This is a genomic window from Trinickia dinghuensis (assembly GCF_003367175.1).
GTDB classification, from domain to species: domain Bacteria; phylum Pseudomonadota; class Gammaproteobacteria; order Burkholderiales; family Burkholderiaceae; genus Trinickia; species Trinickia dinghuensis.
On sequence record NZ_QRGA01000001.1, the window covers coordinates 169,337 to 192,686 of the forward strand.

24 protein-coding genes are annotated in these 23,350 nt (G+C 62.3%); 9 read left to right on the plus strand and 15 right to left on the minus strand.

Features of this window, described 5'->3' with window-relative positions:
* Nucleotides 1–19: 19 nt before the first annotated feature.
* The 13 genes from DWV00_RS00725 to nac form a co-directional block, all read right to left on the minus strand.
* Nucleotides 20–868: a transporter substrate-binding domain-containing protein gene (locus tag DWV00_RS00725; protein WP_115531629.1), complete on the minus strand. Its 849-nt coding sequence runs from the start codon at nucleotides 866–868 to the stop codon at nucleotides 20–22.
* Nucleotides 869–963: 95 nt separating this feature from the next.
* The gene (locus DWV00_RS00730) at nucleotides 964–1,692 is read right to left on the minus strand and encodes an amino acid ABC transporter ATP-binding protein (RefSeq protein WP_115531630.1); all 729 of its coding nucleotides are present in this window, start codon (nucleotides 1,690–1,692) and stop codon (nucleotides 964–966) included.
* A gap of 27 nt (nucleotides 1,693–1,719) precedes the next feature.
* A complete protein-coding gene (locus tag DWV00_RS00735) occupies nucleotides 1,720–2,469 on the minus strand; it encodes an amino acid ABC transporter permease (RefSeq protein ID WP_115531631.1) in 750 nt (249 codons plus the stop codon).
* Between the two features lie 2 nt (nucleotides 2,470–2,471).
* The gene (locus DWV00_RS00740) at nucleotides 2,472–3,176 is read right to left on the minus strand and encodes an amino acid ABC transporter permease (RefSeq protein ID WP_115531632.1); all 705 of its coding nucleotides are present in this window, start codon (nucleotides 3,174–3,176) and stop codon (nucleotides 2,472–2,474) included.
* Between the two features lie 109 nt (nucleotides 3,177–3,285).
* The gene (locus DWV00_RS00745; RefSeq protein WP_115531633.1) at nucleotides 3,286–4,296 is read right to left on the minus strand and encodes a 2-hydroxyacid dehydrogenase; all 1,011 of its coding nucleotides are present in this window, start codon (nucleotides 4,294–4,296) and stop codon (nucleotides 3,286–3,288) included.
* 19 nt (nucleotides 4,297–4,315) lie between these two features.
* On the minus strand, nucleotides 4,316–5,056 hold the full coding sequence (locus DWV00_RS00750; RefSeq protein ID WP_115531634.1) for an SDR family oxidoreductase: 741 nt from the start codon (nucleotides 5,054–5,056) through the stop codon (nucleotides 4,316–4,318).
* A 167-nt stretch (nucleotides 5,057–5,223) separates the two neighbouring features.
* Nucleotides 5,224–5,991 carry a LamB/YcsF family protein gene (locus DWV00_RS00755; protein WP_115531635.1) on the minus strand — a complete coding sequence of 256 codons (768 nt, stop codon included), beginning with the start codon at nucleotides 5,989–5,991 and terminating at the stop codon, nucleotides 5,224–5,226.
* 47 nt (nucleotides 5,992–6,038) lie between these two features.
* The gene (locus tag DWV00_RS00760; RefSeq protein ID WP_181885305.1) at nucleotides 6,039–6,515 is read right to left on the minus strand and encodes an acetyl-CoA carboxylase biotin carboxyl carrier protein; all 477 of its coding nucleotides are present in this window, start codon (nucleotides 6,513–6,515) and stop codon (nucleotides 6,039–6,041) included.
* A 1-nt stretch (nucleotide 6,516) separates the two neighbouring features.
* The gene (locus tag DWV00_RS00765) at nucleotides 6,517–7,524 is read right to left on the minus strand and encodes a 5-oxoprolinase subunit C family protein (RefSeq protein ID WP_115531637.1); all 1,008 of its coding nucleotides are present in this window, start codon (nucleotides 7,522–7,524) and stop codon (nucleotides 6,517–6,519) included.
* Nucleotides 7,521–8,192 (minus strand): 5-oxoprolinase subunit PxpB, encoded by a 672-nt coding sequence (gene pxpB / locus DWV00_RS00770; protein WP_115531638.1) that lies wholly within the window; start codon nucleotides 8,190–8,192, stop codon nucleotides 7,521–7,523. Before pxpB ends, DWV00_RS00765 begins: the two co-directional genes overlap by 4 nt.
* An 83-nt stretch (nucleotides 8,193–8,275) precedes the next feature.
* On the minus strand, nucleotides 8,276–9,628 hold the full coding sequence (gene accC / locus DWV00_RS00775) for an acetyl-CoA carboxylase biotin carboxylase subunit (RefSeq protein WP_115531639.1): 1,353 nt from the start codon (nucleotides 9,626–9,628) through the stop codon (nucleotides 8,276–8,278).
* Between the two features lie 6 nt (nucleotides 9,629–9,634).
* Nucleotides 9,635–10,120, minus strand: coding sequence for an acetyl-CoA carboxylase biotin carboxyl carrier protein (gene accB / locus DWV00_RS00780; protein ID WP_115531640.1), 486 nt, complete (start codon nucleotides 10,118–10,120; stop codon nucleotides 9,635–9,637).
* An 88-nt stretch (nucleotides 10,121–10,208) separates the two neighbouring features.
* A complete protein-coding gene (gene nac / locus DWV00_RS00785; protein WP_115531641.1) occupies nucleotides 10,209–11,135 on the minus strand; it encodes a nitrogen assimilation transcriptional regulator NAC in 927 nt (308 codons plus the stop codon).
* Nucleotides 11,136–11,448: 313 nt separating this feature from the next.
* On the opposite strand from nac, the gene DWV00_RS00790 reads away from it, so the two are divergent.
* The 6 genes from DWV00_RS00790 to DWV00_RS00815 all read left to right on the plus strand — a co-directional run bounded on the left by DWV00_RS00790 (nucleotide 11,449) and on the right by DWV00_RS00815 (nucleotide 18,198).
* Nucleotides 11,449–12,657, plus strand: coding sequence for an aspartate transaminase (locus tag DWV00_RS00790; protein WP_115531642.1), 1,209 nt, complete (start codon nucleotides 11,449–11,451; stop codon nucleotides 12,655–12,657).
* Between the two features lie 161 nt (nucleotides 12,658–12,818).
* Entirely contained in the window at nucleotides 12,819–13,889 is a 1,071-nt protein-coding gene (locus DWV00_RS00795; RefSeq protein WP_115531643.1) for a porin, read from the plus strand.
* A 188-nt stretch (nucleotides 13,890–14,077) separates the two neighbouring features.
* Entirely contained in the window at nucleotides 14,078–15,220 is a 1,143-nt protein-coding gene (locus DWV00_RS00800) for a Re/Si-specific NAD(P)(+) transhydrogenase subunit alpha (RefSeq protein ID WP_115531644.1), read from the plus strand.
* A gap of 23 nt (nucleotides 15,221–15,243) precedes the next feature.
* Complete coding sequence (locus tag DWV00_RS00805) at nucleotides 15,244–15,576, plus strand: NAD(P) transhydrogenase subunit alpha part 2 (protein ID WP_115531645.1); 333 nt, start codon at nucleotides 15,244–15,246, stop codon at nucleotides 15,574–15,576.
* On the plus strand, nucleotides 15,573–17,012 hold the full coding sequence (locus DWV00_RS00810) for an NAD(P)(+) transhydrogenase (Re/Si-specific) subunit beta (protein WP_115531646.1): 1,440 nt from the start codon (nucleotides 15,573–15,575) through the stop codon (nucleotides 17,010–17,012). The genes DWV00_RS00805 and DWV00_RS00810 overlap by 4 nt, the downstream gene beginning before the upstream one ends.
* A 151-nt stretch (nucleotides 17,013–17,163) precedes the next feature.
* Complete coding sequence (locus DWV00_RS00815) at nucleotides 17,164–18,198, plus strand: L-idonate 5-dehydrogenase (protein WP_115531647.1); 1,035 nt, start codon at nucleotides 17,164–17,166, stop codon at nucleotides 18,196–18,198.
* Between the two features lie 143 nt (nucleotides 18,199–18,341).
* On the opposite strand, the gene DWV00_RS00820 is transcribed toward DWV00_RS00815, so the two are convergent.
* Together DWV00_RS00820 and DWV00_RS00825 are read right to left on the minus strand one after the other, a co-directional pair.
* Nucleotides 18,342–19,010: an RraA family protein gene (locus tag DWV00_RS00820; RefSeq protein WP_115531648.1), complete on the minus strand. Its 669-nt coding sequence runs from the start codon at nucleotides 19,008–19,010 to the stop codon at nucleotides 18,342–18,344.
* 138 nt (nucleotides 19,011–19,148) lie between these two features.
* Nucleotides 19,149–20,003, minus strand: a complete 855-nt coding sequence (locus tag DWV00_RS00825; protein WP_245964711.1) for a LysR substrate-binding domain-containing protein — start codon at nucleotides 20,001–20,003, stop codon at nucleotides 19,149–19,151.
* On the opposite strand from DWV00_RS00825, the gene DWV00_RS34850 reads away from it, so the two are divergent.
* The 3 genes from DWV00_RS34850 (at nucleotide 19,948) to DWV00_RS00835 (ending at nucleotide 23,326) form a co-directional block, all read left to right on the plus strand.
* On the plus strand, nucleotides 19,948–20,079 hold the full coding sequence (locus DWV00_RS34850) for a hypothetical protein (protein ID WP_281272605.1): 132 nt from the start codon (nucleotides 19,948–19,950) through the stop codon (nucleotides 20,077–20,079). The two genes, DWV00_RS00825 and DWV00_RS34850, sit on opposite strands and share 56 nt — an antisense overlap.
* Before the next feature lie 77 nt (nucleotides 20,080–20,156).
* Nucleotides 20,157–21,695 carry an argininosuccinate lyase gene (gene argH / locus DWV00_RS00830; RefSeq protein ID WP_115531650.1) on the plus strand — a complete coding sequence of 513 codons (1,539 nt, stop codon included), beginning with the start codon at nucleotides 20,157–20,159 and terminating at the stop codon, nucleotides 21,693–21,695.
* A gap of 224 nt (nucleotides 21,696–21,919) precedes the next feature.
* The gene (locus tag DWV00_RS00835; RefSeq protein WP_147297807.1) at nucleotides 21,920–23,326 is read left to right on the plus strand and encodes a methyl-accepting chemotaxis protein; all 1,407 of its coding nucleotides are present in this window, start codon (nucleotides 21,920–21,922) and stop codon (nucleotides 23,324–23,326) included.
* Nucleotides 23,327–23,350: the final 24 nt, after the last annotated feature.

A 23,350-nucleotide genomic window follows, 5' to 3' on the forward strand; every position in this document is an offset into this window, starting at 1 on the left:
GGCGCCGCTTCGAGCCGCATCAAGACAGCGGCGTAAACTTGAGCTTATCGATCGGCGTTACCTTCTCCGTGCGCGTCAGACCGTACTGCGTCTTCGGCCCCAGCCATTTGTCGAAGATGCTGCTCATTTCGCCGCTCTGCTCCATTGCATTGAGCGACTTGTTGACGACGTCCAACATCGCCGGCTCGTTCTTGCGCAAGCCGACGGCGATGGGCTCGATCAGCATCGGCTCCGTTGCGATCGCGACCGCACCGTCCGTGCCCGCTACATGCTTGACGATCTCCGTAGCCGTCATCTGATTCGTGACGAAGCCCTTCACCTTGTTCTGCTCGAGTGCCAGGAACGCCGAGCTCGTGTCATGGAACGTCACGGCCTGACCGTCCTTGATCGAGAGCGGGATCGACTGCGCCGACGTGGAGCCGTCCGCCGCGCTGATCTTCTGTCCCGTGAAATCGGCGAGCTTCTTGTCCGCGTCGGCCTTCTTCACGACGAGCACTTCCTTGGTCGAATAGTACGAGTCGCTGAAATCGATCTGCGTCGCGCGCGTCTTGGTATACGCCAAATTCGCCACCACGATATCGACGCGGCCGAGCTTCAGTTGCGGAATGCGCGCTTCCACGGCCAGCGGTTCGAGCTTCGCCTTGACGCCGATGTGCTTCGCCACCGCATTGCACAAATCCACATCCATGCCTTCCAATTGGCGCGTCTGCGCATCGGGATAGGAGAACGGCTGGACGTTCGAGTACACGCCGCAGGTCAGTTCACCGCGGCTCTTGACGTCCGAGAGTTGATCCGCGCACGCGGGAACGACCCACGCGAGCGCGCCGAACGCGATCAGCATCCCGGCATAAATTCTCTTTACCTGCATTGCGTGCTCCTCATGTCGATGTAATTCGATGAAACGCCAGCCATTCTGGCGATCGGGCTATGCCCGCCCCGCTCCTCAATAGCCTGTGGTCTCGCTCAATGCGTGCGAAGATCCGACAGGAACCGTTGCGCCCGCGCATGCTTCGGGCGCGAAAAAAATTCTTCCGGCGACGCCGTTTCGAGTATCTGGCCGGCATCCATGAACCACACGCGATCCGCGACCTCGCGCGCAAAACCCATTTCGTGCGTCACGCACATCATCGTCATGCCCTCCTGGGCCAGGCTCTTCATGACGCTCAGCACTTCGCCCACCATTTCGGGGTCCAGCGCGCTCGTCGGCTCGTCGAACAGCATCGCGGGCGGGTCCATTGCCAAGGCGCGCGCGATCGCGACGCGCTGCTGCTGGCCACCCGACAATTGCGCCGGGTAAGCATTCGCCTTGCTCGATAAACCGACGCGCGACAACAGTTCGGCTGCCTTGCGCTCCGCTTCCGCCCGCTTGAGCCCGTTCACGCTCATCGGCGAGAGGGTGATGTTTTCGAGCACGGACAAGTGCGGAAACAAATTGAACTGCTGGAACACGAAGCCGATACGGCTGCGATACGCATTGATGCGAAGTTTCTTGTCGTGGATGTTCTGTCCATCGAAGAAGATCTGCCCGCGGTTGATTTCCTCGAGCCGGTTGACGGTACGGATCAACGTCGATTTGCCCGATCCCGACGGCCCGCACACGACGACCACTTCGCCCTTGCGCACTTCGGCGCTCACGTCCACTAGCGCGTGATACTCGCCGTACCATTTGTCGACGCCGGAGAATTTGATCATGCGACATACCTCGAATTGAATGACCACCTAGTTCTTGGTCGGCAGCGGATCGGCCAGCGCGACCGCGCTCGCCTTCCTGCTCACGGCGGGCGTGCCCGCCCGCTTGCGCGTGACACGGCGCTCCAGATATTGCGCGACCTGCGTCAGCGCATAGCACAAAGCGAAGTAGCTCAGCGCGAGAATCAGATAGACCGGAAAGGGTTTGGTCAGCAGCCGGTTGTTGATCTGATCGGCCGCAAACGAAATTTCCTGCACGTTGATGATGTAGCCGAGCGACGTCTCTTTGATCGTGGAAACGAACTGCGTAATCATGCTCGGCACGACGTTGTAAAGCGCTTGCGGCAGAATCACGGAGCGCATCGTCTTCAGATAGCTGAGCCCCAGCGCGCGCGATGCTTCCATCTGCCCGCGCGGTAGACCTTCAATGCCCGCGCGAACGATTTCTCCAAGATAAGCGGAGTCATAGACCACAAGCGCGCACAGCATCGTGACGAAGCCGGTGACGGGATAGCCCGTCAGCACGGGCACGAGGAAATACACCCAGAAGATCACCATCAGGAGCGGCACGCCACGCACCGCATACACGAGCCCGGTGGCGGGCGCGCGCAGGATCGCGAACGGGCTGATCCGAGCCAGCGCAATCAGGATTCCGAGCGGAAATGCGATGGCGAGTGCCGAAAGCGACAGCAAGACGGTCAGCACGATCCCGCCCAGCGGGCCGTGAGGGTACTGTCCGATCAGCAGGAGCGCCCAGTTGTCGCGCAAGATGTTCAACATGATCACCGGGCTCCCGGAATACGGTAGTGCGCGGCAATGCGCGCCCCGCACAGCATGATGACGAGCGAGATGCCGAGGTAGACCACCGTCGCGACGAAGTACGATTCAAACGAAAGGAATGTCTCGTTCTCGACCTGCCGCGTCACGTAGGTGAGCTCCGCCGCGCCGATCGCCATCGCGAGACTGGTGTTCTTGAAGAGCAAGACCGTGTGATTGATCATCGGCGGCATCGCCTTGCGCAGCGCTTGAGGCAGGATCACGTGGCGCATCGCTTGGAGGAAATTCAGGCCCAGCGCTCGCGACGCCTCGAATTGGCCGTACGGAATGGCGCGCAATCCGCTGCGAATATCCTCGGATAGGTAAGCCGCGCTGCACAGGCCGATCGCAATGACCGCGAAGATGAACTGGCCGTTGTAATTGTTCAGCAGCGTTTGCAGCGACTGCGGCAGAACGTTCGAAATGCCGAAGTACCAGAACAGAATCTGCACGAGCATCGGGACGTTGCGGTGATAGGCCACGAAACTCGCGACGAACGCCGTTGCGGGGCGGAAGTGGGTCATGCGTATCAGCGTCAGCGCGATGCCGACGATCATCGAGAATACCCACGCCAGCGCCGCCATCGCGAGCGTGAGCTCGATTCCGTGCAGAAACAAGGCGCCATACTCGCCCTGCAGCACGGTTCCGAGGTCAAAATGAAGTTTCGGCATTAGATGTGTCTCCGATGCAAAGCGCAGCTTTGGCGCCCCGTCGTTCGTCGTTTCGTATGCACGCTCGTCGTCCGAGTGCGCCGCCTACCCTAGCCTCACCGCATGTGCTTTATCGCCCCTCGAGGGTGCTGGCCAAGACCTGCGGATTCACGGGTGTCGGCGGCTTGCCTGCCACAGGGCCGCGTCCAAGCGCGGCAATCAGGTTGTCCACGCACAGCGAGGCCATCGCGCGCCGTGTGGCAACCGAGGCGCTGCCGATGTGCGGCGTCAGCACGACGTTCTTCTGTGCCAGCAACGCGGGGCATACGGCGGGCTCGCCCTCGAACACGTCCAGGCCGGCCGCCGCAATGGCGCCTTCGCTCAGCGCCACGGCAAGCGCGGCATCGTCCACGACGCCGCCGCGGGCGATATTGGTCAACGTCGCCGACGACTTCATCTGCCTGAGTTCGGCCGCGCCGATCGCATGATGAGAACTTGCGGAATACGGCACCACGACGATCAAATGATCGGACTCGCGCAGCAGCGTTTCTCTATCGACATAGCGCGCGCGGCAACGCTCCTCCGTCTCGCGCGAAAGCGGCGATCGGTTGTGATAGATCACCCTCATGTCGAACCCGAATGCCCCGCGGCGCGCGACGGCTTGCCCGATGCGGCCCATACCGAGAATCCCCAGCGTTGCGCCATGGACATCGCCGCCGACGAACATATCGTAGCGGCCCGTCTTGGTCCACAAGCCACCGCGCAGATAATGCTCGGACTCGGCAATGCGCCGCGCCGCAGCCATCATCAGCGCGAAGCCGAAGTCCGCCGTCGTCTCGGTCAGCACGTCGGGGGTATTCGTTACGATGACGCCGCGGTCGGTACACGCGCCCACATCGATGTTGTTGTAGCCGACGCCGATATTGCATACCGCCTTCAGTTGCGGACACGCATCGAGCAGCGTCGCATCAATGCGATCGCTGCCCGCCGTCATCGCGCCCACCTTGCCTTGCAAACGCGCGATCAGCTCCGGCTGCGTCCAGATCGTGTCATCGGGATTGTCGGTGACGTCGAACTGCGCGCGCAGGCGATCGACGATGTCGGGATACGAGGCGCGAGTCACGAGTATCGGTGTACGCATGGAAATCTCCTTCTCCTTGTCAGTCGCGTTTGACCGTCGTGAGGCCGCCCGGCACTTGAAGCGTCGGGAGAATTTCCATGTTGCTGATGTTGACCGCGAGCGGCGCGGCGATGGCGAACGCGATCGCATCGGCAATATCGTCCGGCGTCGGCAATTCGAAGCCTTCGATGAACTGCTTGCGCGCCTCTTCGATATTGCCGTGCACGTGGCCGAAGATATCGGTCGCGACGCGCCCCGGGCAGATCTCGGTCACGCGCACGCGCTTGCCCGTGGCATCGACGCGCAATTGACGCGACAGCGCATGAATCGCGGCCTTCGTTGCGTGATAGATCGTGTTCCCGTTGAAGTTGTAGATCGCCGCAATGGAACTGATATTGACGATATGGCCACGATCGCGCGCCACCATGCCGGGCATCGTCAGCCTAACGATATGCAGCACGGCCTGCAGATTCACTTCCACCTGCACGTCGATGTCCTCGACACCCGCATCGAGAATCGAACCCTTGCGCGACACGCCGGCGTTGTTGACGACGATGTCGAACGGGACATCCTGAGTCAGCTTCGTCACGGCAGCGAGATCGCTGACGTCGATCGCATGGGGAATGCAGCCAGTGCGCTTCGCAAGGTCATTCAAACGATCCGCGCTGCGTGCGAGCGCGTGCACTTCCAGCCCTTCACGGCAAAAGCGCTCGACGATCGCCGCGCCCATGCCCGTGGAGGCACCCGTCACGAGCGCGGTTTTATAGTCTGAAAACGGCATGAATGTCCTCTGTCTCAAGTTCCGTGTACCGCGCAGCGAGCCGAGCGGTACCTCTGTGATCAATGTATACGTCGAAAAAAAGCTCGGCCAAGACGAAATGGCTTTGTGGCAATAAGGCTCGCTTATGACTCCCCTTTCGTCTGCATTACCGCGAGATTGCCTACGCGCTACCGGACCAGCTTCGACAAGGGCGTCACACGGCCGCCCGCGGATTCGATCGCGCCCCGAACCGCCCGTGCCAGCTCGACCGCTCCAGGTGTGTCGCCATGCAGCAGGATCGACTGCACCTTCACCTTGAGCTTGTTGCCCGTGATCGTGGTGATCGTCCCGTTTTCGAGCAACGCTTGGACGCGAGCCATCACGGCTGCGCGGTCCTTGATGACCGCACCGTCGAGCTTGCGCGAGACGAGCGCGCCCCGATCGTCGTAAGCTCGATCGGCAAGAAACGTGTTCGCCGTTCGGATGCCGATTCGATCCGCCGCGCGTTCGATCTCGGTATCGGTCGATACGCTGATGATCATGTCGCGATCGAATTCGGCGACGGCCCGCACGAGCGGCTCCGCCAACTCGTACGACGCAGCGGCCATATTGCCGAGCGCGCCGTGAAAGCTCATATGCGTCACGCGGTGCCCCGCGGCCTTCGCGATACCGGCGAGTGCGCCCATCTGATACAACACGTAATCGGCCAACTCCAGCGGGTCGGCCTGGATCGGGCGGCGGCCGAAGCCGAGCAGATCCGGAAAGCCGACATGCGCGCCGACTTCGATCTTGCGCGCGAGTGCGAGGCGCACCGTGCGGTTCATGATGACGGGATCGCCGGCATGGAACCCGCATGCGATGTTCGCCGACGACACAACTTCGAGCATCGCTTCGTCTTCGCCCATGCGGTATGGTCCGAAACCTTCTCCGAGATCCGCGTTGAGATCTATTTCCATCGTTTGCTCTCCGTTCTCTTATCCGATGCCGTGAACCATGGCCCCGCTCACGCAGCCGGCGAAATTTCGAACAACGGCGTGCCGTAACCCACGGTCGCACCATGCGCGACGAGCGGCTGCGTCACGACGCCCCCGAGCGGGGCGGCCACGGGCAGGCAAAGATGTGCAATCTGCAGCAGGCCAATCGTGTCACCTGGTTCGACGCGCGAGCCCGGCGCGACGAGCGGCTTCGCGCGAGCGGGGTGCGACGCGAGAAAGACGCCGACCGTACTCGCGGTGACGCTGACTGCGCGTACGCTGGATCGAGGGACGATGCCGGCGTTTGCCTCGGCTGCGGTAGCAGATGGGGTGACCGGTATCCCCGACGACGCATCGTCTTCGTCGTCGTGATGACGCCCAACGTCCACGTTCAACCGCACCGTCAACCCGGGGCGGCCGATCTCGGCACATCGAATGCCGCTCGCGGCCAGCCACGATGTAATTTGTCGAATCTCGTCGAGGTCGACTTCGATTTTCTCTGTCATGTCAGTGTCTGGATGGGCGCACGAGGTCGACCAGATGACGAACGCGCTCGAGGTAGCCATCGAGTTCCTCCAGCGCTGCCACTGCGTCCGGATACGTCGTTCGCACGAAGCGAATCTTCGTTCCGATACGCGCCTGCGCGAGCCGCCACAAGTCCGCCTCGATCACGGTGCCGATCTTCGGATACCCCCCCGATGGCTGCGCGTCGCGCAATTGAATGATCGGCTGGCCGTTGTGCGGCACCTGGATCACCCCGGGCACGATGCCGTGCGAGCGCTTCTCGATGTGGTGCGTCGGCGTGAGCGTAGGGCCCTCGAGCCGGTAGCCGTATCGATCGCTCTGCGGCGTGACCTTCCATCCCTCGGACCAGAACGCTTCTATCGATTTCGGTGCATAGCAGTCGTACTCGGCCGCGGTCAACACGCGCACGACGGTCTCGCCTGCTTCGGCGCATGGCGTGGCGACGGGCGCCGGCAGCGCATGCTCGGGCGGGACCATGCCGAACCCCGCGCGACGCGCGGCCGCATCGCGCCCACCCCCGGGCTTGAAACCGATTGCCTTGAGCACGTCGCCCTTGTGCAACTGGCGGCCTTCATACCCGCCGAACTGCCCGCGCAATTGCGTGCTGCGCGAGCCGAGCACGACGGGCACATCGACGCCGCCGGCCAGCGACAGATAGCAGCGGGTGCCGTTGGCGGGGACGCCGATGGTCAATACATCGCCCTTTTGCGCGTGCGTCGTCCACCATGGCAAGACGTCTTTATCGCCCAGACGCGCTGTACAGTCGGCGCCGGTAATCGCGAAGTCGAGATCGTCGAGGAACCGAATGCGAAACGGAAACATCGGAATCTCGATGGCGGCTGCGTCGTCGGGATTGCCGAGCAGCAGATTGCCGACCGCGAGCGCCAGCCGATCCATCGCGCCCGCCGTCCCGACGCCGTAACGCAAATACCCCTCGCGCCCATGGTCTTGCACGGTAGCGAGCGCGGATGAAGACAGTACCTCGATCATCGCGCAACCCTCTCGACACAAAAACGAATCATGTCGCCGGGCGCGAGCGTCGCGGGGTGCTCCCGCGACGGGTCGAAGAAGATCATCGACGTGTGCCCGATCGTGTTCCATCCGCTTGGCCCCGTCGAGGCCGAGACACCTGTCTGCGCACCGCCGATCGAAACGGCCCCGCCGGGCAGGCCCAGCACCGGCACCTTGCGGCGCGGCGTTGCGATACGCCCGTCCATGCCGCCGAGATAGCAGTAGCCGGGGTGACTGCCCAGCGCATAAACCGTATAGAGCGGCGCGCAATGCAACTGCACGACTTCGTCGACGGACAATCCGGTATGGTCGACGACATCCTGCAGGTGCGGCCCGAACTCGCCGCCATACACGACGGGCAGTTCGATCACCCGGCCTTCGATCCGCAGTTCCCCGGCCTTCGCCCATGCCTCGCGCAACGCATCGGCGAGCGCATCGGGATTGGCGGGCGGGCGGATGAACGTCAGCATCAGATTGGTCACGCCCGGTACGGCCTCGCGAATGCCCGGCCAGGATTCGATCTCGCGGGCAAGCGACCAGATACGTCGTTGCGCGGGCAGATCGAGCGCACCGGGCGCTTCGAACAGCATCGCCGTCGTCCCGAGCATGCTGATGGTCAATTGCTGCTCCGATTCGTCGCGCTTCATCGCGGCCACGCTCTCCTTCTCGTTCCGTTGATGCCCACTCGGAGCTGACGCGATCCTCGTCGACGGGGATTCAATAATCGGCGTCATGCCTCATTCCTTTTCGCAAGCCAGCGCTCCAGATGATGGATGTCGACGCCGCCTGCCTGAAAGCCTGGGTCGCCGAGCATGGCCCGATGCAGCGGCGCATTGGTACGGATGCCTTCGACGCGGAGTTCCGACAAGGCGACGCGCATGCGTGTCAACGCTTCGTCGCGCGTATCGCCGTGCGCAATGATCTTGGCGATCAGCGAGTCGTAATACGGCGGCACGACACACCCGCTGCTCATGTGCGAGTCCACCCTGACGCCGTTCCCGCGCGGTAACTCCCATGCCTCGATCCGCCCCGGACACGGCACGAACGAGAACGGGTCTTCCGCATTGATTCGGCACTCCACGGCGTGTCCCCGCGTGCCGATGTCGCTCTGGTTCCAGGGCAGCACGTGTCCCTGTGCGACGCGAATCTGCTCTCGCACGATGTCGATGCCCGACGTCATTTCGGTCACAGGGTGCTCGACTTGCAGCCGCGTGTTCATCTCGATGAAGTAGAAGCGGCCGTCTTCGAACAGGAACTCGAACGTACCCACGCCGCGATAGCCGATCCGCCGGCATGCCTTTACGCAACGCTCCCCCACATCGCGGATCAGGCCGGGATCGATGCCCGGTGCCGGCGCTTCCTCCAACACCTTTTGATGCCGGCGTTGCAGCGAGCAATCGCGCGAACCGAGCCATAGTGCGGTGCCGTGCGTATCGCATAGAACCTGGATCTCGACATGGCGCGGATGCTCGAGGAATTTCTCGACGTAGAGTTCCGGCTTGCCGAACGCGCGGCGCGCTTCTTCGCGCGTCACGGCAACAGCCTCCAGCAGCTCTCCCGCCGCTCTGACGACCCGCATGCCGCGCCCACCGCCGCCGCCCGCCGCTTTCACAATGACGGGAAAGCCGATCTCCTCGGCGATCGCCACGACGGCGTCCGGATCGTCGGGCAGACTGCCGTCCGGGCCCGGCACGCAAGGAACGCCGGCTTCGCGCATCGCGCGCTTGGCGGCTACCTTGTCGCCCATCGTGCGGATCGAATGCGGCGCCGGGCCGATAAAGGTCAATCCGGCCGCTTCGACAGCCGTTGCGAAATCCGCGTTTTCGGAAAGGAAGCCGTATCCGGGATGGACCGCCTGTGCGCCGCTCACATGGGCCGCGAACAGAATCGCAGTCTGGTTCAGATAGCTCTGACCAGGCGACGCGGGTCCAATGCACAGCGCTTCGTCGGCCAACTTGACATAGCGTGCACCGGCATCGGGTTCGGAGTAGACGGCGACCGTTCCGAGCCCCAGCTCGCGGCACGCGCGCTGGACACGAAGCGCGATTTCGCCGCGATTGGCAATCAATACTTTGTCGAACATGATCGATCAACCGATGCGGAACAGCGGCTGCCCCGACTCCACTTCGCTGCCGGGTGTCACTAGCACCTCGGACACCGTGCCCGCGCAATCGCATTCGATCGCGTTGAACATTTTCATCGCCTCGATCGTACATAGCACCTGACCTTCGGCCACCGCATCGCCGACTTTGACGAAAGGCGCTTCGCCCGGCGACGGCGTCAGGTGAACGATGCCGAACATCGGCGCGCAAACGAACCGAGGCTCGGCGTTCGCGGCGCGCCGTTTCGTGTCCTGTGCCGCTGACGCATCGGTAGCGTGCTCCGTGCCGTCGCTCACCGGATCGGATCCCGGCCTCCCAACGGCAGGCGCCATCGCCGCACCGTGGCGGCCGCGCTTGCCCCGGCGCTTCGCCTTGACGAGCTTGACCCGCTCATCGCCCTCGATCACTTCGAGCTTGGCGAGCGGCGAATCGGCCAGCAGGTCGATCAGCGCCTTTATCTTCTGAAGATCCATCTTTGAGTCCGTAGCCGGTTTGGACCCAATGTATCCGGCGCCGAAAAATTGCGCCAAGACGGTTTGGCTTTGTCGCGATAAGGCGCGCTTATGTATCGGCGCCCGGTGCGGCCCGCACGCCGAGCGCGAGGTCGCCGGCCAGTTCCAGCAAGATGTCTTTGACCGCAGCGGCCGGCTCGGAAAGCGGGAGATGGTCGGACAAGCACACGGACAGCGGGATCTTGATGACGGGCGACACGATGCGCGATTGCACGATGTCCCCCGCCGCCGCGACCACGCGCGCGGTCGATTCGGGCAGAATGGTCGCGCCGATCCCCGCACTCACGGCCGCGGATAAAGTCGACGCGGATTCGATCTCCGCAATCACGTTCGGCGTCATCTGCACGCTCGCGAAGCCTTCGTCGACGTACTTGCGCAAGTAGTTGTAAGGCCGCGGCAGCAGCAGCGGCACGTTCCGCAGGTCGGCCACCGCGATCTTTTCCCGGACGATCCCCATGCCGCGGGGCGCGACGAGAAACATCTCCTCGTTCATCAGCAGCTGAAACGACAGGCCGTGCACCGACTTCTCTCCATACAGCACGGCCATGTCCATACGCCCGTTCATGATGAGTTCGCTCAGCGTCGTGCCGAAGTTCTCGTTGATGTAAAGCAGGATGTTCGGGTGCCGCGCGCGCACCGTGCGCAACAGCGGCAAGGACAGGGCGGAGGCGCCCGTGCCCGGCGCGAGCCCGACCGATACCTGCCCCGACAACGCCTGGCCGGCACTCTTTACGTCGGCCTGCGCCTGCTCGTATTGACGCAAGATCAGTTGCGCGTGGCGATACAGCGTGGCGCCTGCCTCGGTGGCCGTCACGCCTCGCTTCGTGCGCACGAGCAGCTGTTGCTGGAACTCGTCTTCGAGCGTGATCAACTGCTGGCTCAACGCGGGCTGGGCGATATGAAGCACTTCAGCGGCTTGCGTCAGGCTGCCGATATCGACGATCTTTACGAAATACTTCAAACGCCGCAGATTCACGGTTTTGCGTCTCGGAGTTAAAGAATTGCAACAATCATAGGGCAAGCAGTGCGCGACGGACAGTCGCCAAAATCCCCATTCCCGCGTGATGCCGTGTCGTTCATCCCTCTTCCCCGCAACGCGCGCCGCGGTGCCGCACAAGCCGCATCGCCCTCAGCGGCGGTCCTTCATGGCTTCGTCATGGCTTCATACGAACGTGAACCTCGCGCCGCATCATAAGCGGATGTTATTGCGCCAGCGGAAAGTCATCTTGGCCCTAACTTTTTCGCGCGCTTAATGTTAGGCCTCGTCAAATGCCGTCGAGGAGTCCAGTGTGAGTGCATCGCGTATCGCCGCCCGTGTCCAGCGGATCAAGCCGTCACCCAGCAGCGCAGCGGCCGATCGCGCCGCCGAGCTCAAGCGGCAAGGAAAGCGCATCGTCAACCTCGTGGTGGGCGAACCCGATTTCGACACGCCGGCACACATCCGCAAGGCTGCCTTCGATGCGATGGAACGCGGCGAAACCCGCTATACGCAAACGGCTGGCACGCCCGCGCTGCGCGCCGCCATCGCGGCCAAGCTGCAGCGCGAGAACGGGCTTACCTACGATCCGAAGCACATCGTCGTCACCTGCGGCGCCAAGCATGCGATCTTCAATGCCCTCGCCATCACGGTCGAGGCCGGCGACGAAGTCCTGATTCCCGCCCCGTACTGGGTGTCCTATCCCGACATGGCGCTAGCATGCGACGGCGTGCCGGTGATCGCGCCTTGTACCGAAGCGGACGGTTTCAAGCTCACACCCGCCGTGCTCGAACACGCGATCACGCCGCGCACGCGCTGGCTGATCGTCAATTCTCCGACCAATCCCACGGGCGCGACCTACACCCCCGAGGAACTGCGCGCGATCGCCGACGTGCTGCTGCGCCACCCGCGCGTGCTGGTGATGATGGATGACATCTACGAGCACATACGTTTTGACGGCGATACCGCACAACATCTGCTGACGATCGAACCGGAGTTGGCTTCGCGCACGCTGGTGATCAACGGCGTTTCCAAGACCTACGCCATGACCGGCTGGCGCATCGGCTACGCAGCCGGCCCCGCCGACCTGATCGCCGCGCTCGACACGCTTCAATCGCAATCGACGAGCAACGCCTGCACGATCAGCCAAGCTGCGGCGCTCGCCGCGCTCACCGGCGATCAGACCTTCGTTCAGGAATCGGTGCGCACTTACAAGCAGCGCCGCGACTTCGCACTCGAAGCGATCAATGCCATTCCCGGCCTGAGCTGCAAGACGCCAGGCGGCGCGTTCTACCTATATGTGAACTGCAGTGGCTTGATCGGCCGCAGGACGCCGCAAGGCAAGCGGCTCGAAGGCGATACCGACGTGGTCCTGTATCTGCTAGAGCAAGCCGGCGTCGCGCTGGTCGCCGGATCCGCCTATGGCGTCTCGCCGTACTTCCGCATGTCGATCGCGACCGCCGTCGGCATCATCGACGAAGGCTGCCGAAAGATCGCAGCCGCCGTCGCCGCCCTCGACTGAGAGCGGTGCGGCGGACTCCGGTACGGGATCCGCCGCACGCTAAGAAGAAAGACGTGCCACGCCGTGAGGACGTGGCGGTCGGATTGTTGCTTTCCTTTTTTAACAGGCAAAGGGGTGTAGTCGTGAAAAAATTATTATTAGGATTACTAAGCATCTCGGCATTGGCTTCTTCCGCCCAAGCATGGGCACAATCGAGCGTCACGCTCTACGGCATCATCGATGAAGCAGTGCGTTTCGATACGCACCAGAGCGCGTCGGGCGGCAAGCTCTTCACGATGGGTAGCGGCGGCGAAATTCAAGGCAGCCGCTGGGGGATGCAGGGCAAGGAAGATCTGGGCAACGGTCTCGCCGCCATTTTTCAATTGGAAGGCGGCTTCACGCCAAATACGGGTGTCACTCAGCAGTCGACGCCTTCAGGAGCGGCACGCCTGTTCGGCCGTACGGCACTCGTCGGCCTGAACAGCCCCTACGGAACGGTGACCTTGGGGCGCCAATACACGCTCGTGCACGAAACGGGGTGGACCCACGACATCTACGCCTTCGCGAACTATACGGGAACGATCGGATTCCAGGGCGCAGGCTTGACCGGAGGCGGACGCCTCGACAATACGGTCCGCTATACCTCGCCGTCGCTCGCGGGCTTCACGCTCAAGGGCGCATATACGTTCGGGCAGACAGCGGGGAACTTCCACCAGAACTCATCGCCGGCCATCAGCATTTCGTATGACAATGGCCCCTTGAGCGTAGGGGCGGCCTATCAGATCATCAACGATATCGGCGGCCTCAATCCCTCGACGACGGCTTACGGCAGCACCTACTTCGGCTTGACGATTCCCGACAGTTCGCAGAAGGTCTTTACGGCGGGCGCAACGTACAACTTCGGCAAGGCCAAGGTGTTCGGCTCGTACATCTTCAGCCATGTCTACCCGGCCGACTATCGCAACGACTCCTTCTCGGCCGCCGTCCAGTACTACTTCACGCCGGAGTTCGTACTCGATCTGCCCGTCTACCTGGACGTCGTCCACCACGCCGGCCAAAGCGGCACGCGTATCACGTCCGGTCCGACGTTCGACTATTTCCTGAGCAAGCGCACGGACGTGTATCTGGGCTTGGACTACAACCACCTGACGGGTGCATGGACGACGCTCGCGGCGGCCTCCGGATCGAACCAGCCGTTCTTCGGCTACAACTCGCTGTTCGAAGCGGCCATTGGCCTGCGTCATAAGTTCTAAGTTAGTTCCAACTTCGAAATTCTCGCTTCGCCGGTGGTCGAGAGGCTCGCCCTCTCGACCACCGGCCGACTCCTCACCCACGAATTCGCATCGGGACACCCCAGGTGTCCTGACGACGCTCGCCCCGCTTCCGGCCGAGAAGCCGGGCGACCCGCCACTCACGCTCAACCATTCGAGGAGAACATCAGATGAAAATCGGCATACCCGCCGAGATTCGCGCCGGCGAGACCCGTGTCGCCGGTACGCCGGAGACCGTCAAAAAGCTCGTCTCCAAAGGTCACGCCGTGCTCGTCGAGCAAGGCGCCGGCGCGCAGGCGCACTTCCCCGACGACGCGTACGCTCAAGCAGGCGCCACGCTCGTCGATACCGTGCGCGCATGGGACGCGGACCTCATTCTGAAAGTTCAGTCACCCACCGATGCCGAACTCGCGCATCTGCGGCGCGGCGGCCTACTGGTCGGCATGCTCGATCCCTTCGACGCGGATCACGTCGCCCGTATCAACGCTCGGGGAGTCCAAGCATTCGCCCTCGAGTCGATTCCGAGGACAACGCGTGCCCAAAGCATGGACGTGCTGTCGTCGCAAGCGAACATCGCCGGATACAAGGCGGTGCTGATGGCGGCAACGCTGTATCAGCGGTTCTTTCCGATGCTGATGACGGCGGCGGGCACCGTGAAGGCCGCGCGGGTGCTCGTGCTTGGCGCGGGCGTCGCGGGCCTGCAGGCCATTGCCACCGCAAAGCGTCTGGGAGCGGTGATCGAAGCCTCGGACGTCCGGCCTGCCGCCAAAGAGCAAACCGAATCGCTAGGCGCGAAGTTTCTCGATGTCCCGTACGAAACCGACGAAGAGCGCGAAGCCGCGCAGGGTGTGGGCGGCTACGCGCGCCCGATGCCGCCTTCGTGGCTCTCACGGCAAAGCGCATTGGTACATGCGCGGGCGGCTCAAGCCGATATCGTTATCACCACCGCGCTGATTCCCGGGCGCACGGCACCCACCCTACTCGATGAAAACGCGGTTCGAGCCATGAAACCTGGCTCGGTGATCGTGGATCTGGCGGCGGGCCGGGGAGCGATGAGCGGAGCGCGGGCCGGCGGCAACTGCACGCTGACGCAGGCCGATGAAGTCGTGGTTAGACACGGCGTGCACATCGCCGGCTATACCAACCTTCCCTCGATGGTCGCAACGGACGCATCCTCCCTCTACGCGCGCAACGTGCTCGATTTTCTGAAGCTGATCATCGATGCCGATGGACAGCCGAAGATCGATCTGCGCGACGACATCGTCGCCGCAACGCTGCTGGATCGCGGCACATCCATGCTGAAAACGGCTTAGCTCAAGGGCTGAAGGAAAACACAATGGAACTCATCGCTCACACCACGACCAATCTGATCACCTTCGTGCTTGCCGTCTATGTCGGGTACCACGTCGTCTGGAACGTCACGCCCGCGCTGCACACGCCGCTCATGGCAGTCACGAACGCGATTTCTGCGATCGTCATCGTCGGCGCAATGCTTGCAACGGGGCTAACCGTCGGCACGGCGGGGAAGGCATTCGGCGCCGTCGCTGTCGCGCTGGCGGCCGTCAATGTGTTCGGCGGCTTTCTCGTCACGCGCCGCATGCTGGAGATGTTCAGGAAGAAGGGCAGCGGCAAGACCGCTGCAACCCAGGCCAACGGAGCTTCGCGATGAGCATGAATGCCGTTACGCTGCTGTACCTCGTTGCATCCGTGTGCTTCATCCAGGCGCTCAAAGGACTGTCACACCCGAAAAGCGCGCGGCTCGGAAATGCCTTCGGCATGGCCGGCATGGCGCTCGCAATCGTGACGACCATAGCGCTCATTGCCAAACAGGCACCGGCACTGGGCTCGGATCTGATCGTCGGTTTGTCGGTACTGGCCGCGGCATTGATTGTCGGCGGAGCGATCGGGGCTGTGATCGCCGCTCGTGTCGAAATGACGAAAATGCCCGAGTTGATCGCGGCGATGCACTCGCTGATCGGTCTTGCCGCCGTGTGCATCGCCTACGCCGTGGTCATCGAGCCATCCGCGTTCGGTCTTGCCTCGACGGACGGTGCGCTGCCGTACGGCAACCGCGTCGAACTGTTCATCGGCTCGTTCATCGGCGCGATCACGTTCTCGGGATCGGTCATCGCGTTCGGCAAGCTATCGGGCAAGTACGAGTTCCGGCTATTCCAAGGCACGCCTGTCGTTTATCCGGGGCAGCACGCGATCAACCTTCTGCTCGCGATCGCGGCGATAGCCTTCGGCGTCGGCTTCGTCGTCACGCAGGCTTGGCTCCCGTTCGCGGTCGTCACGGCGATTGCATTTGTGCTGGGTGTGCTGATCATCATTCCGATCGGCGGCGCGGACATGCCCGTCGTCGTCTCGATGCTCAATTCTTACTCGGGTTGGGCCGCCGCCGGCATCGGGTTTTCGCTCAACAATTCGATGCTCATCATCGCGGGCTCGCTGGTGGGCTCATCCGGCGCGATTCTTTCGTACATCATGTGCCGTGCGATGAACCGTTCATTCTTCGGCGTTTTGCTAGGCGGCTTCGGCACGGAGGCTTCGGCGGATGGCGCGGCGAAGCGCGAACAGCGCCCCGTCAAATCGGGCTCCGCAGACGATGCCGCGTTCCTGCTCGGCAACGCCGAATCCGTCGTGATCGTGCCGGGCTACGGTCTCGCCGTCGCGCGGGCTCAGCATGCGCTGAAGGAGTTGACCGATAAGCTCACGAGCAAAGGTGTCGATGTCCGCTACGCGATTCACCCCGTGGCCGGACGCATGCCGGGCCACATGAACGTGCTGCTCGCCGAAGCGGAAGTACCGTACGACCAGGTCTACGAAATGGAAGACATCAACGCGGAGTTCGGCCAGACGGACGTCGTGCTCGTACTCGGGGCGAACGACGTGGTCAATCCCGCTGCGAAGAACGATCCGAAGTCCCCGATCGCGGGTATGCCGATTCTGGAGGCGTACAAGGCACGCACCGTGATCGTCAACAAACGCTCGATGGCGTCGGGTTATGCCGGTCTCGACAACGACCTCTTCTACATGGATAAAACGATGATGGTTTTCTCCGATGCGAAAAAGGTCATTGAAAGCATGAGCAAGGCGCTCGACTGACCGCCGCCGTCTCACCGCGGTGTCGCTCAAGCGTCCAAACATAAGCGATGACTATCGGCCCATACGACTTCGCTCTTTGTCCCCGGGCCGAATCGCCGCTATCGTTTGAATGATCGCTCGTCCTGCGCCTTCCTCTTTAGAGACAATCACCATGCATGCACTTGTTATTCACGCGCCGCTGGATCTGCGCATCGAAGACGTTCCCACGCCCGAACCCGAAGCGGACCAATTGTTGATCCGGGTTCGCGCCGGCGGCATCTGCGGCTCCGATCTCCACTACTTCAATCACGGTGGATTCGGCACCGTCCGCATTCGTGAACCGATGGTGCTCGGCCATGAGGTTTCGGGTGTCGTCTCGCGCGTGGGATCGGGGGTCACCGCCATGCCCACGGGAACGCGCATCGCGATCAGCCCGAGCCGCCCGTGCGGACAGTGTCGGTACTGCCAGCAGGGTCTCCAGAATCACTGCCTCGACATGCGCTATTACGGCAGCGCGATGCGCATGCCGCACGTGCAGGGCGCGTTTCGTCAAGAGATCGTGATCGACCGTACGCAGGCGCACGTCGTCGCCGATTCGTTGAGCGACGCCGAAGCGGCCATGGCCGAGCCGCTATCGGTGGCGCTGCACGCGGTACGGCGTGCCGGCCCCATGCTCGGCAAGCGCGTGCTCGTAACGGGCTGCGGACCGATCGGCGCGCTGATCGTCGCAGCGGCTCGGCGCGCGGGCGCAGCCATGATTGTCGCCACCGACGTCAATGCGCTACCGCTCGATAGCGCGAAGAAGGTGGGCGCGGATCTCGCTTTCAACGTCGCCGAAACGCCCGATGCGCTGAAGCCGTATGCCGCCGACAAAGGCAGCTTCGACGTGCTGTTCGAAGCAAGCGGCAACCCGGCGGCCCTGCGTGGCGCGTTCGACGTGCTGCGGCCGCGCGGCATCGTGGTCCAGGTTGGACTGGGCGGCGACATTACGTTGCCGATCAACGCGGTCGTGACAAAGGAATTCGATTTGCGCGGCGCGTTCCGCTTTCACGAGGAGTTCGCCGTGGCTGTCGAGTTGCTGAACAAAGGGCTCATCGACGTCAAGCCGCTGATCTCGGGTGTGTTTCCATATCAGGAATCGCTGAAGGCGTTTCAGACGGCCGGCGATCGCTCCAAATCGATGAAAGTGTTGATGACGTTCGATTGACCGATAGGCGCGCGAGGAGACTTGCGCGCTGAAGCGACGATGCGGTGCGAGTCAAGGCTTTTCACGAAAAGAAGCGAAAAAATGCCGACGTCACGGATGTGGACGTCGGCATTTCTTTGGGAATGGGCGCCAGCTTCTTGTTTTCAGTTATTGCATCGCGCCTCGAGTTCGTCGACAAACGCACGGCTCCAGCGCCCTTCTCGCATCGCGCGCATCGTTTCAGCCTCTTTCGTCAGCACGACCAGCGCCTTCTCGATGACATCTTCCGCATCGGCCGGGGGTATTGCAAGCAGCCCGTCCTGATCGCCGACGACGATATCGCCGGGATTTACCACCATACCGCCGACCGATACCGGTACGTTGATTTCGCCGGGCCCGTCCTTGTACGGGCCACGATGCGTGACACCGCTTGCATAAACGGGAAAGTCTCGGCTGCGAATTTCGGCTACGTCACGAATCGCGCCGTCGACGATCACCCCGGCCAACCCAACGCTAGCGGCATAGAACGTCAGGATGCCGCCGACGACCGCATTGTTGAGGTCGCCACCAGCGTCGATCACGAGCACATCGCCGGGGCGGCAAACATCCAACGCTCGCAGGAATGTGAGGTTGTCGCCACCGCGCGAGCGCAGCGTGACGGCCGTGCCGGCCATCGTCGATTTTCCCGGCCGCTGATAGGGTTGGAGGCCTACGGTGCCGATGTTTCGATGCATGCTGTCGCTGAGCGCGGATACAGGGATGTCGCGCAGCGCCATCACGAGTTTGTCGGCGGCCTGAGCCGCGGAAGGATTCTTTCTGATGGCTTTGTACATGTCGGCGTTCGTCTCGCAAGGATCGTCACGCCTATAACAGTACGTATCGGCGAGTCGCGCCGCCAAGACTGTATTGCTCTGGCGAGATACGAAACTCTTATGGACATCTCGAATGAGCGCCCGCTGCGATTCATGCGTTTAGCGGCCCGCATCGACCAACTTCAGCTGGGCAAGACGCCGCCGCACGGCCTGAATGAAATCGTCGACTAGTGCGCTTGCCGTCGCGGCCTGTGGTCGCAGGATCGCGAACGAATAGTCGATCGCCGGGGAGAACGGCCTCACTACGCACCCGCATTGTTTGGCGACCTGCGCGGTGAAGGGATCGATGACCGACACACCCAGACCGCTCGATACCATCGCGCTCACGGCAATGGACCAACCGGCTTCCATTTCCGTCGTGCGATGGATGTTTTCCGACCGGAACGCGCTATCAATTGCGAGCCGGGTGGTGTTGCCCGATCCGAGGGAGATGAAATTTTCATCCCTGAGATCCGCCGGCGTAACGGTGCGCCGCCTCGCCAGGCGATGTTGCGGCGGCAGAATGCAAACGCATCGTACCTTCCACAGCGATTCCGCGACGACCTGATCGGTGTCCACGGGGCTCGTTGCGAAGCCCAGATCGAATAGCCCGGAAGCAACCAGGTTGGTAACCTCGTGAGAGTTGTAGGTCTCGATCGAGACGCTGACCTTTGGATGCTGCTCCCGGAATTCGGCGATCACGGATTGCAGGAACCCACACGATACCGTCGACATCGCCACGATTCTGAGCCGGCCCTGCTGCCCAAGGCGAATGCGCTCGGCGGTACGCACGACCTGATCCAAGCCCACGAACACTCGCTCGACTTCCACGCAAAGCGCTTTGGCCTCGGCGGTCGGCAGCAGGCCTCCCTTCCTGCGCGAGAAAAGTTCGAAGCCGACCTCCTGCTCGAACTCCCGCATGATCTTGCTCACCGCGGACTGCGTCACGAACAGCATCTTTGCCGCCTCGGTCATGCTGTTCCCGAGCATCACCGCTCGAAAAGCATCGATCTGCTTCAACGTGATCATCATGAGGTTTCCGACTTTGTAGAGTCATAAATGTAGCTTGACCTCATACCCAGTGAACAGCCCCAATACCCATCATTCACCCGATGGAGTCACCTTCTTATGGAATCGAAAGTCAGCGGTTTCCTGCACGAAGCGCTTTCCGGCGAGGCGCAAAAGGCGATATTTCTGCCGTGGATCGCGCAGTCGTTCGAACCGTCGCTGCCATTGCTGACGGAGATCAATCGGGCACACGTGGTGATGCTGCACGACACCGGCCTCCTCACGTCCGATACGGCATCCAGACTGCTCGCCGTCGTCGACGAACTCGCCGACACAGGACCGCCTGCCTTCACATTGGACGGATCGTTCGAAGACGTCTATTTCAACTACGAAGCGCAGGTCATTCGGCGTCTCGGCCAAGACGTCGGCGGCCGCCTGCACACCGCGCGTAGCCGGAACGACCTTCAGTCCACCTTGGACCGCATGAGGGCACGCAACCTTGCCTTGTCGCTCATCGCCGGAAACCTGTCGTTGCGGCGGTCTCTGCTCGATCGGGCGAGCCAATACACCGATTGCGTGATGCCGGGCTACACGCATCTTCAGCACGCCCAGCCGATCACCTTCGGCTTTTATCTTGCCGGCGTGGAAAAAGGCATGCAGCGCGACTTCGATCGGCTGCTGGGCGCATTCCACCGATTGAATCAATGTCCGCTAGGCGCCGGCGCGATGGCCGGAACCACCTTTCCCATCGACCGCCAATTCGTCTCGGCGCTTCTGGGGTTTTCCGCACCGGTCGCACATGCGCTGGATGCGGTGGCCAGCAAGGATCCGCTGCTTGAATTGCTTTGTGCGGCGTTGTTCGTCGCGACCACCTTCGGACGCCTCGCCCAAGACTTCTATCTGATGTCGACGTTCGAATTTTCGACACTTACGCTGCCGGATTCGCTGGCTATTACATCGAGCATCATGCCGCAGAAGAAGAATCAAGCTGTGCTCGAGTTTCTCAAGGGCCGCCAGTCTCACATACTGGGCGCGCTCGTGACGGGGTTTGCTTCGTTCCGCGCGGCACCTTACTCGCACGTGCTCGACTCGAACGCCGATAGCCTGCATTGGCTTTGGCAAGCCGCCGACGAGTTGGTCGATACGATCCCGGTCGTGGACCAAGTCATCAATCGGGCAACGCCGAATCGGGAAAGAATGGCTGAGCTCGCAGGGGCGAATTTCTCGACGGCGACCGACCTGGCCGATTTCCTCGTGCGGGAAAAAGGGATGTCGTTCAAAGAAGCGCATCACATTACGGGACGCGTCGTCAGGTTGGCCATCGATACGGGGCTCGGCGTGGCGGACATTCCGCCGGAACTCGTAGCGCGTGCCGCACTGGAAACCACGGGGCGAATGTTGTCACTGACCAGTGAGGAGATTGCGGATGCACTCGATCCGCGCGCCGCGGTCGAGCGCCGAAGAAGCGGCGGCGGCCCGTCAAGCCACGATATGGAATCGCTGATCGAGCAGTCGATGCTGAAGCTTGCGGCGGATCGTGAAGAACATAAAAGAATCGGCTCGTCGATCGAACGAGCCGGTCATCGGCTTCGCACGCGTGCGGCTGAACTGCGGCGACCAGTCACGGCCTCTTCGTCGGCGCGGCCGCATTTCGTTTAACACGCTGATTGCCGAACGCGAGCTGCAGCACTAGGCCCGCCGCTCAGAACAACCTGCGGTTTCCGATTCCCAAGTGCACTTTTCGGATCGCGGCCGCCCCGTTCTTCCGCCATATTGGGCGTGGGTCCGAGCTTGCGTGCCACGCGATTGGATGGCGTCATCGCGACGCGTAGGTCTCCTTGCCCACGTTTGCATGGCTTTCCACCTACGTTCGCGGCGCCTTCATGAAAAATGTTCCCTGCGAGGCTAGCGATCAGCTAGATCCCGACGAATATCTGGTCACTCGAAACGACGCACAAGGGATCATTACCTATGTAAACGGGCGTTGGTATCCTGCTACGGGCTATGCTCCGTCCGATCTCATCGGCGCGGCCACGAAGATGCTGTATCACGCCGACATGCCGAGCCAAGTCGGCTCGGACGTATGGGCCACGCTCGCTCGAGGACGCACCTGGAGCGGCTTGCAGAAGCTGCGGCGCAAAGACGGGAGCGCGTTCTGGGCGTTGGCGATCGTCACGCCCGACTTGCGCAATGGGACCGTCGCCGGCTATATCAGCGTCCGCACCCGCGCCGATCCGGCTCAGGTCGCCGTGGCCGAAACAGCGTTCGCGCAATGGAAGTCAGGCAAGCGAATCCGCTACAGGATGCGCAACGGCGAAATAGTTCGGCGCCGCCGGATTTTGCGTTCCGCGCTCGACATGATGCCGGCGCTAAATAGCGCTAGGGCTGATGCCATCGATACGATTAGACTGATGTCGGGTGGAGACTTGTCTCGCCGCATATCGAATGACCGCGAACGGTCGAACCGCAAGCCGCTCATCGAGAGCCTGGACGTGATGCGCAAGGGCTTTGTGCGTGCGGTTCGGGATATGCGCGCCAGTACTTTGGCCACTCGCAGCGCCGCAAGCGAGATCGCGTCCGCGACAGTCAATCTGTCTCACCGCGCTACGCAGCAATCGGCGTCGCTCGAGCAGGCCGCCGTTGCAATCGAGCAACTCGATCGATCCGTCCAAAGCATCATCGATGGCACGACGCAAGCCCACGGCAAAACGCAAAGTGCAGCGGCACTAGCAGCACAAGGCGTGAGCGCCGCACAGCAAGCCGGGCGAACGATGTCCGCCACCGCCGAGCGCGCAACGCGCATTGCCGGGATCTCGTCGATGATCGAATCCATCGCATTCCAGACGAGCATTCTCGCGCTGAACGCAAGCGTCGAAGCCGCGCGAGCAGGGATAGAAGGCCGTGGCTTCGCGGTGGTTGCCGCGGAAGTGCGCGCGCTTTCACAACGAAGTTCCACTGCGGCGCGAGACATTCGAGGGTTAGTGGACGATACTGTTGCACAAATCGAAGCTGGGGCCGGTCAAGTCTTGACCAACGAAAAGACGATCGAGCAACTTGCGGAAGCGATCATCGGGCTCGAAAAAGTCGTAGCATCCATTGCCGGCGCGACCCATCAACAAGGTATCGCTATCAGCGAGGTCAGTCGAAACATTTCCGACCTCAGCGGCGCGGTCGCGCACACCGCCGCGATGGTCGGCCAGGCCGCGACCGCGGCCGAGGCGCTCCTCGATCAAAGCAACGCACTCGACGTCTCGATGGCGGCATTTCGATTAAGCGAAACCGACCGCTGAACCGACTGCTAGTGCTCCAACACA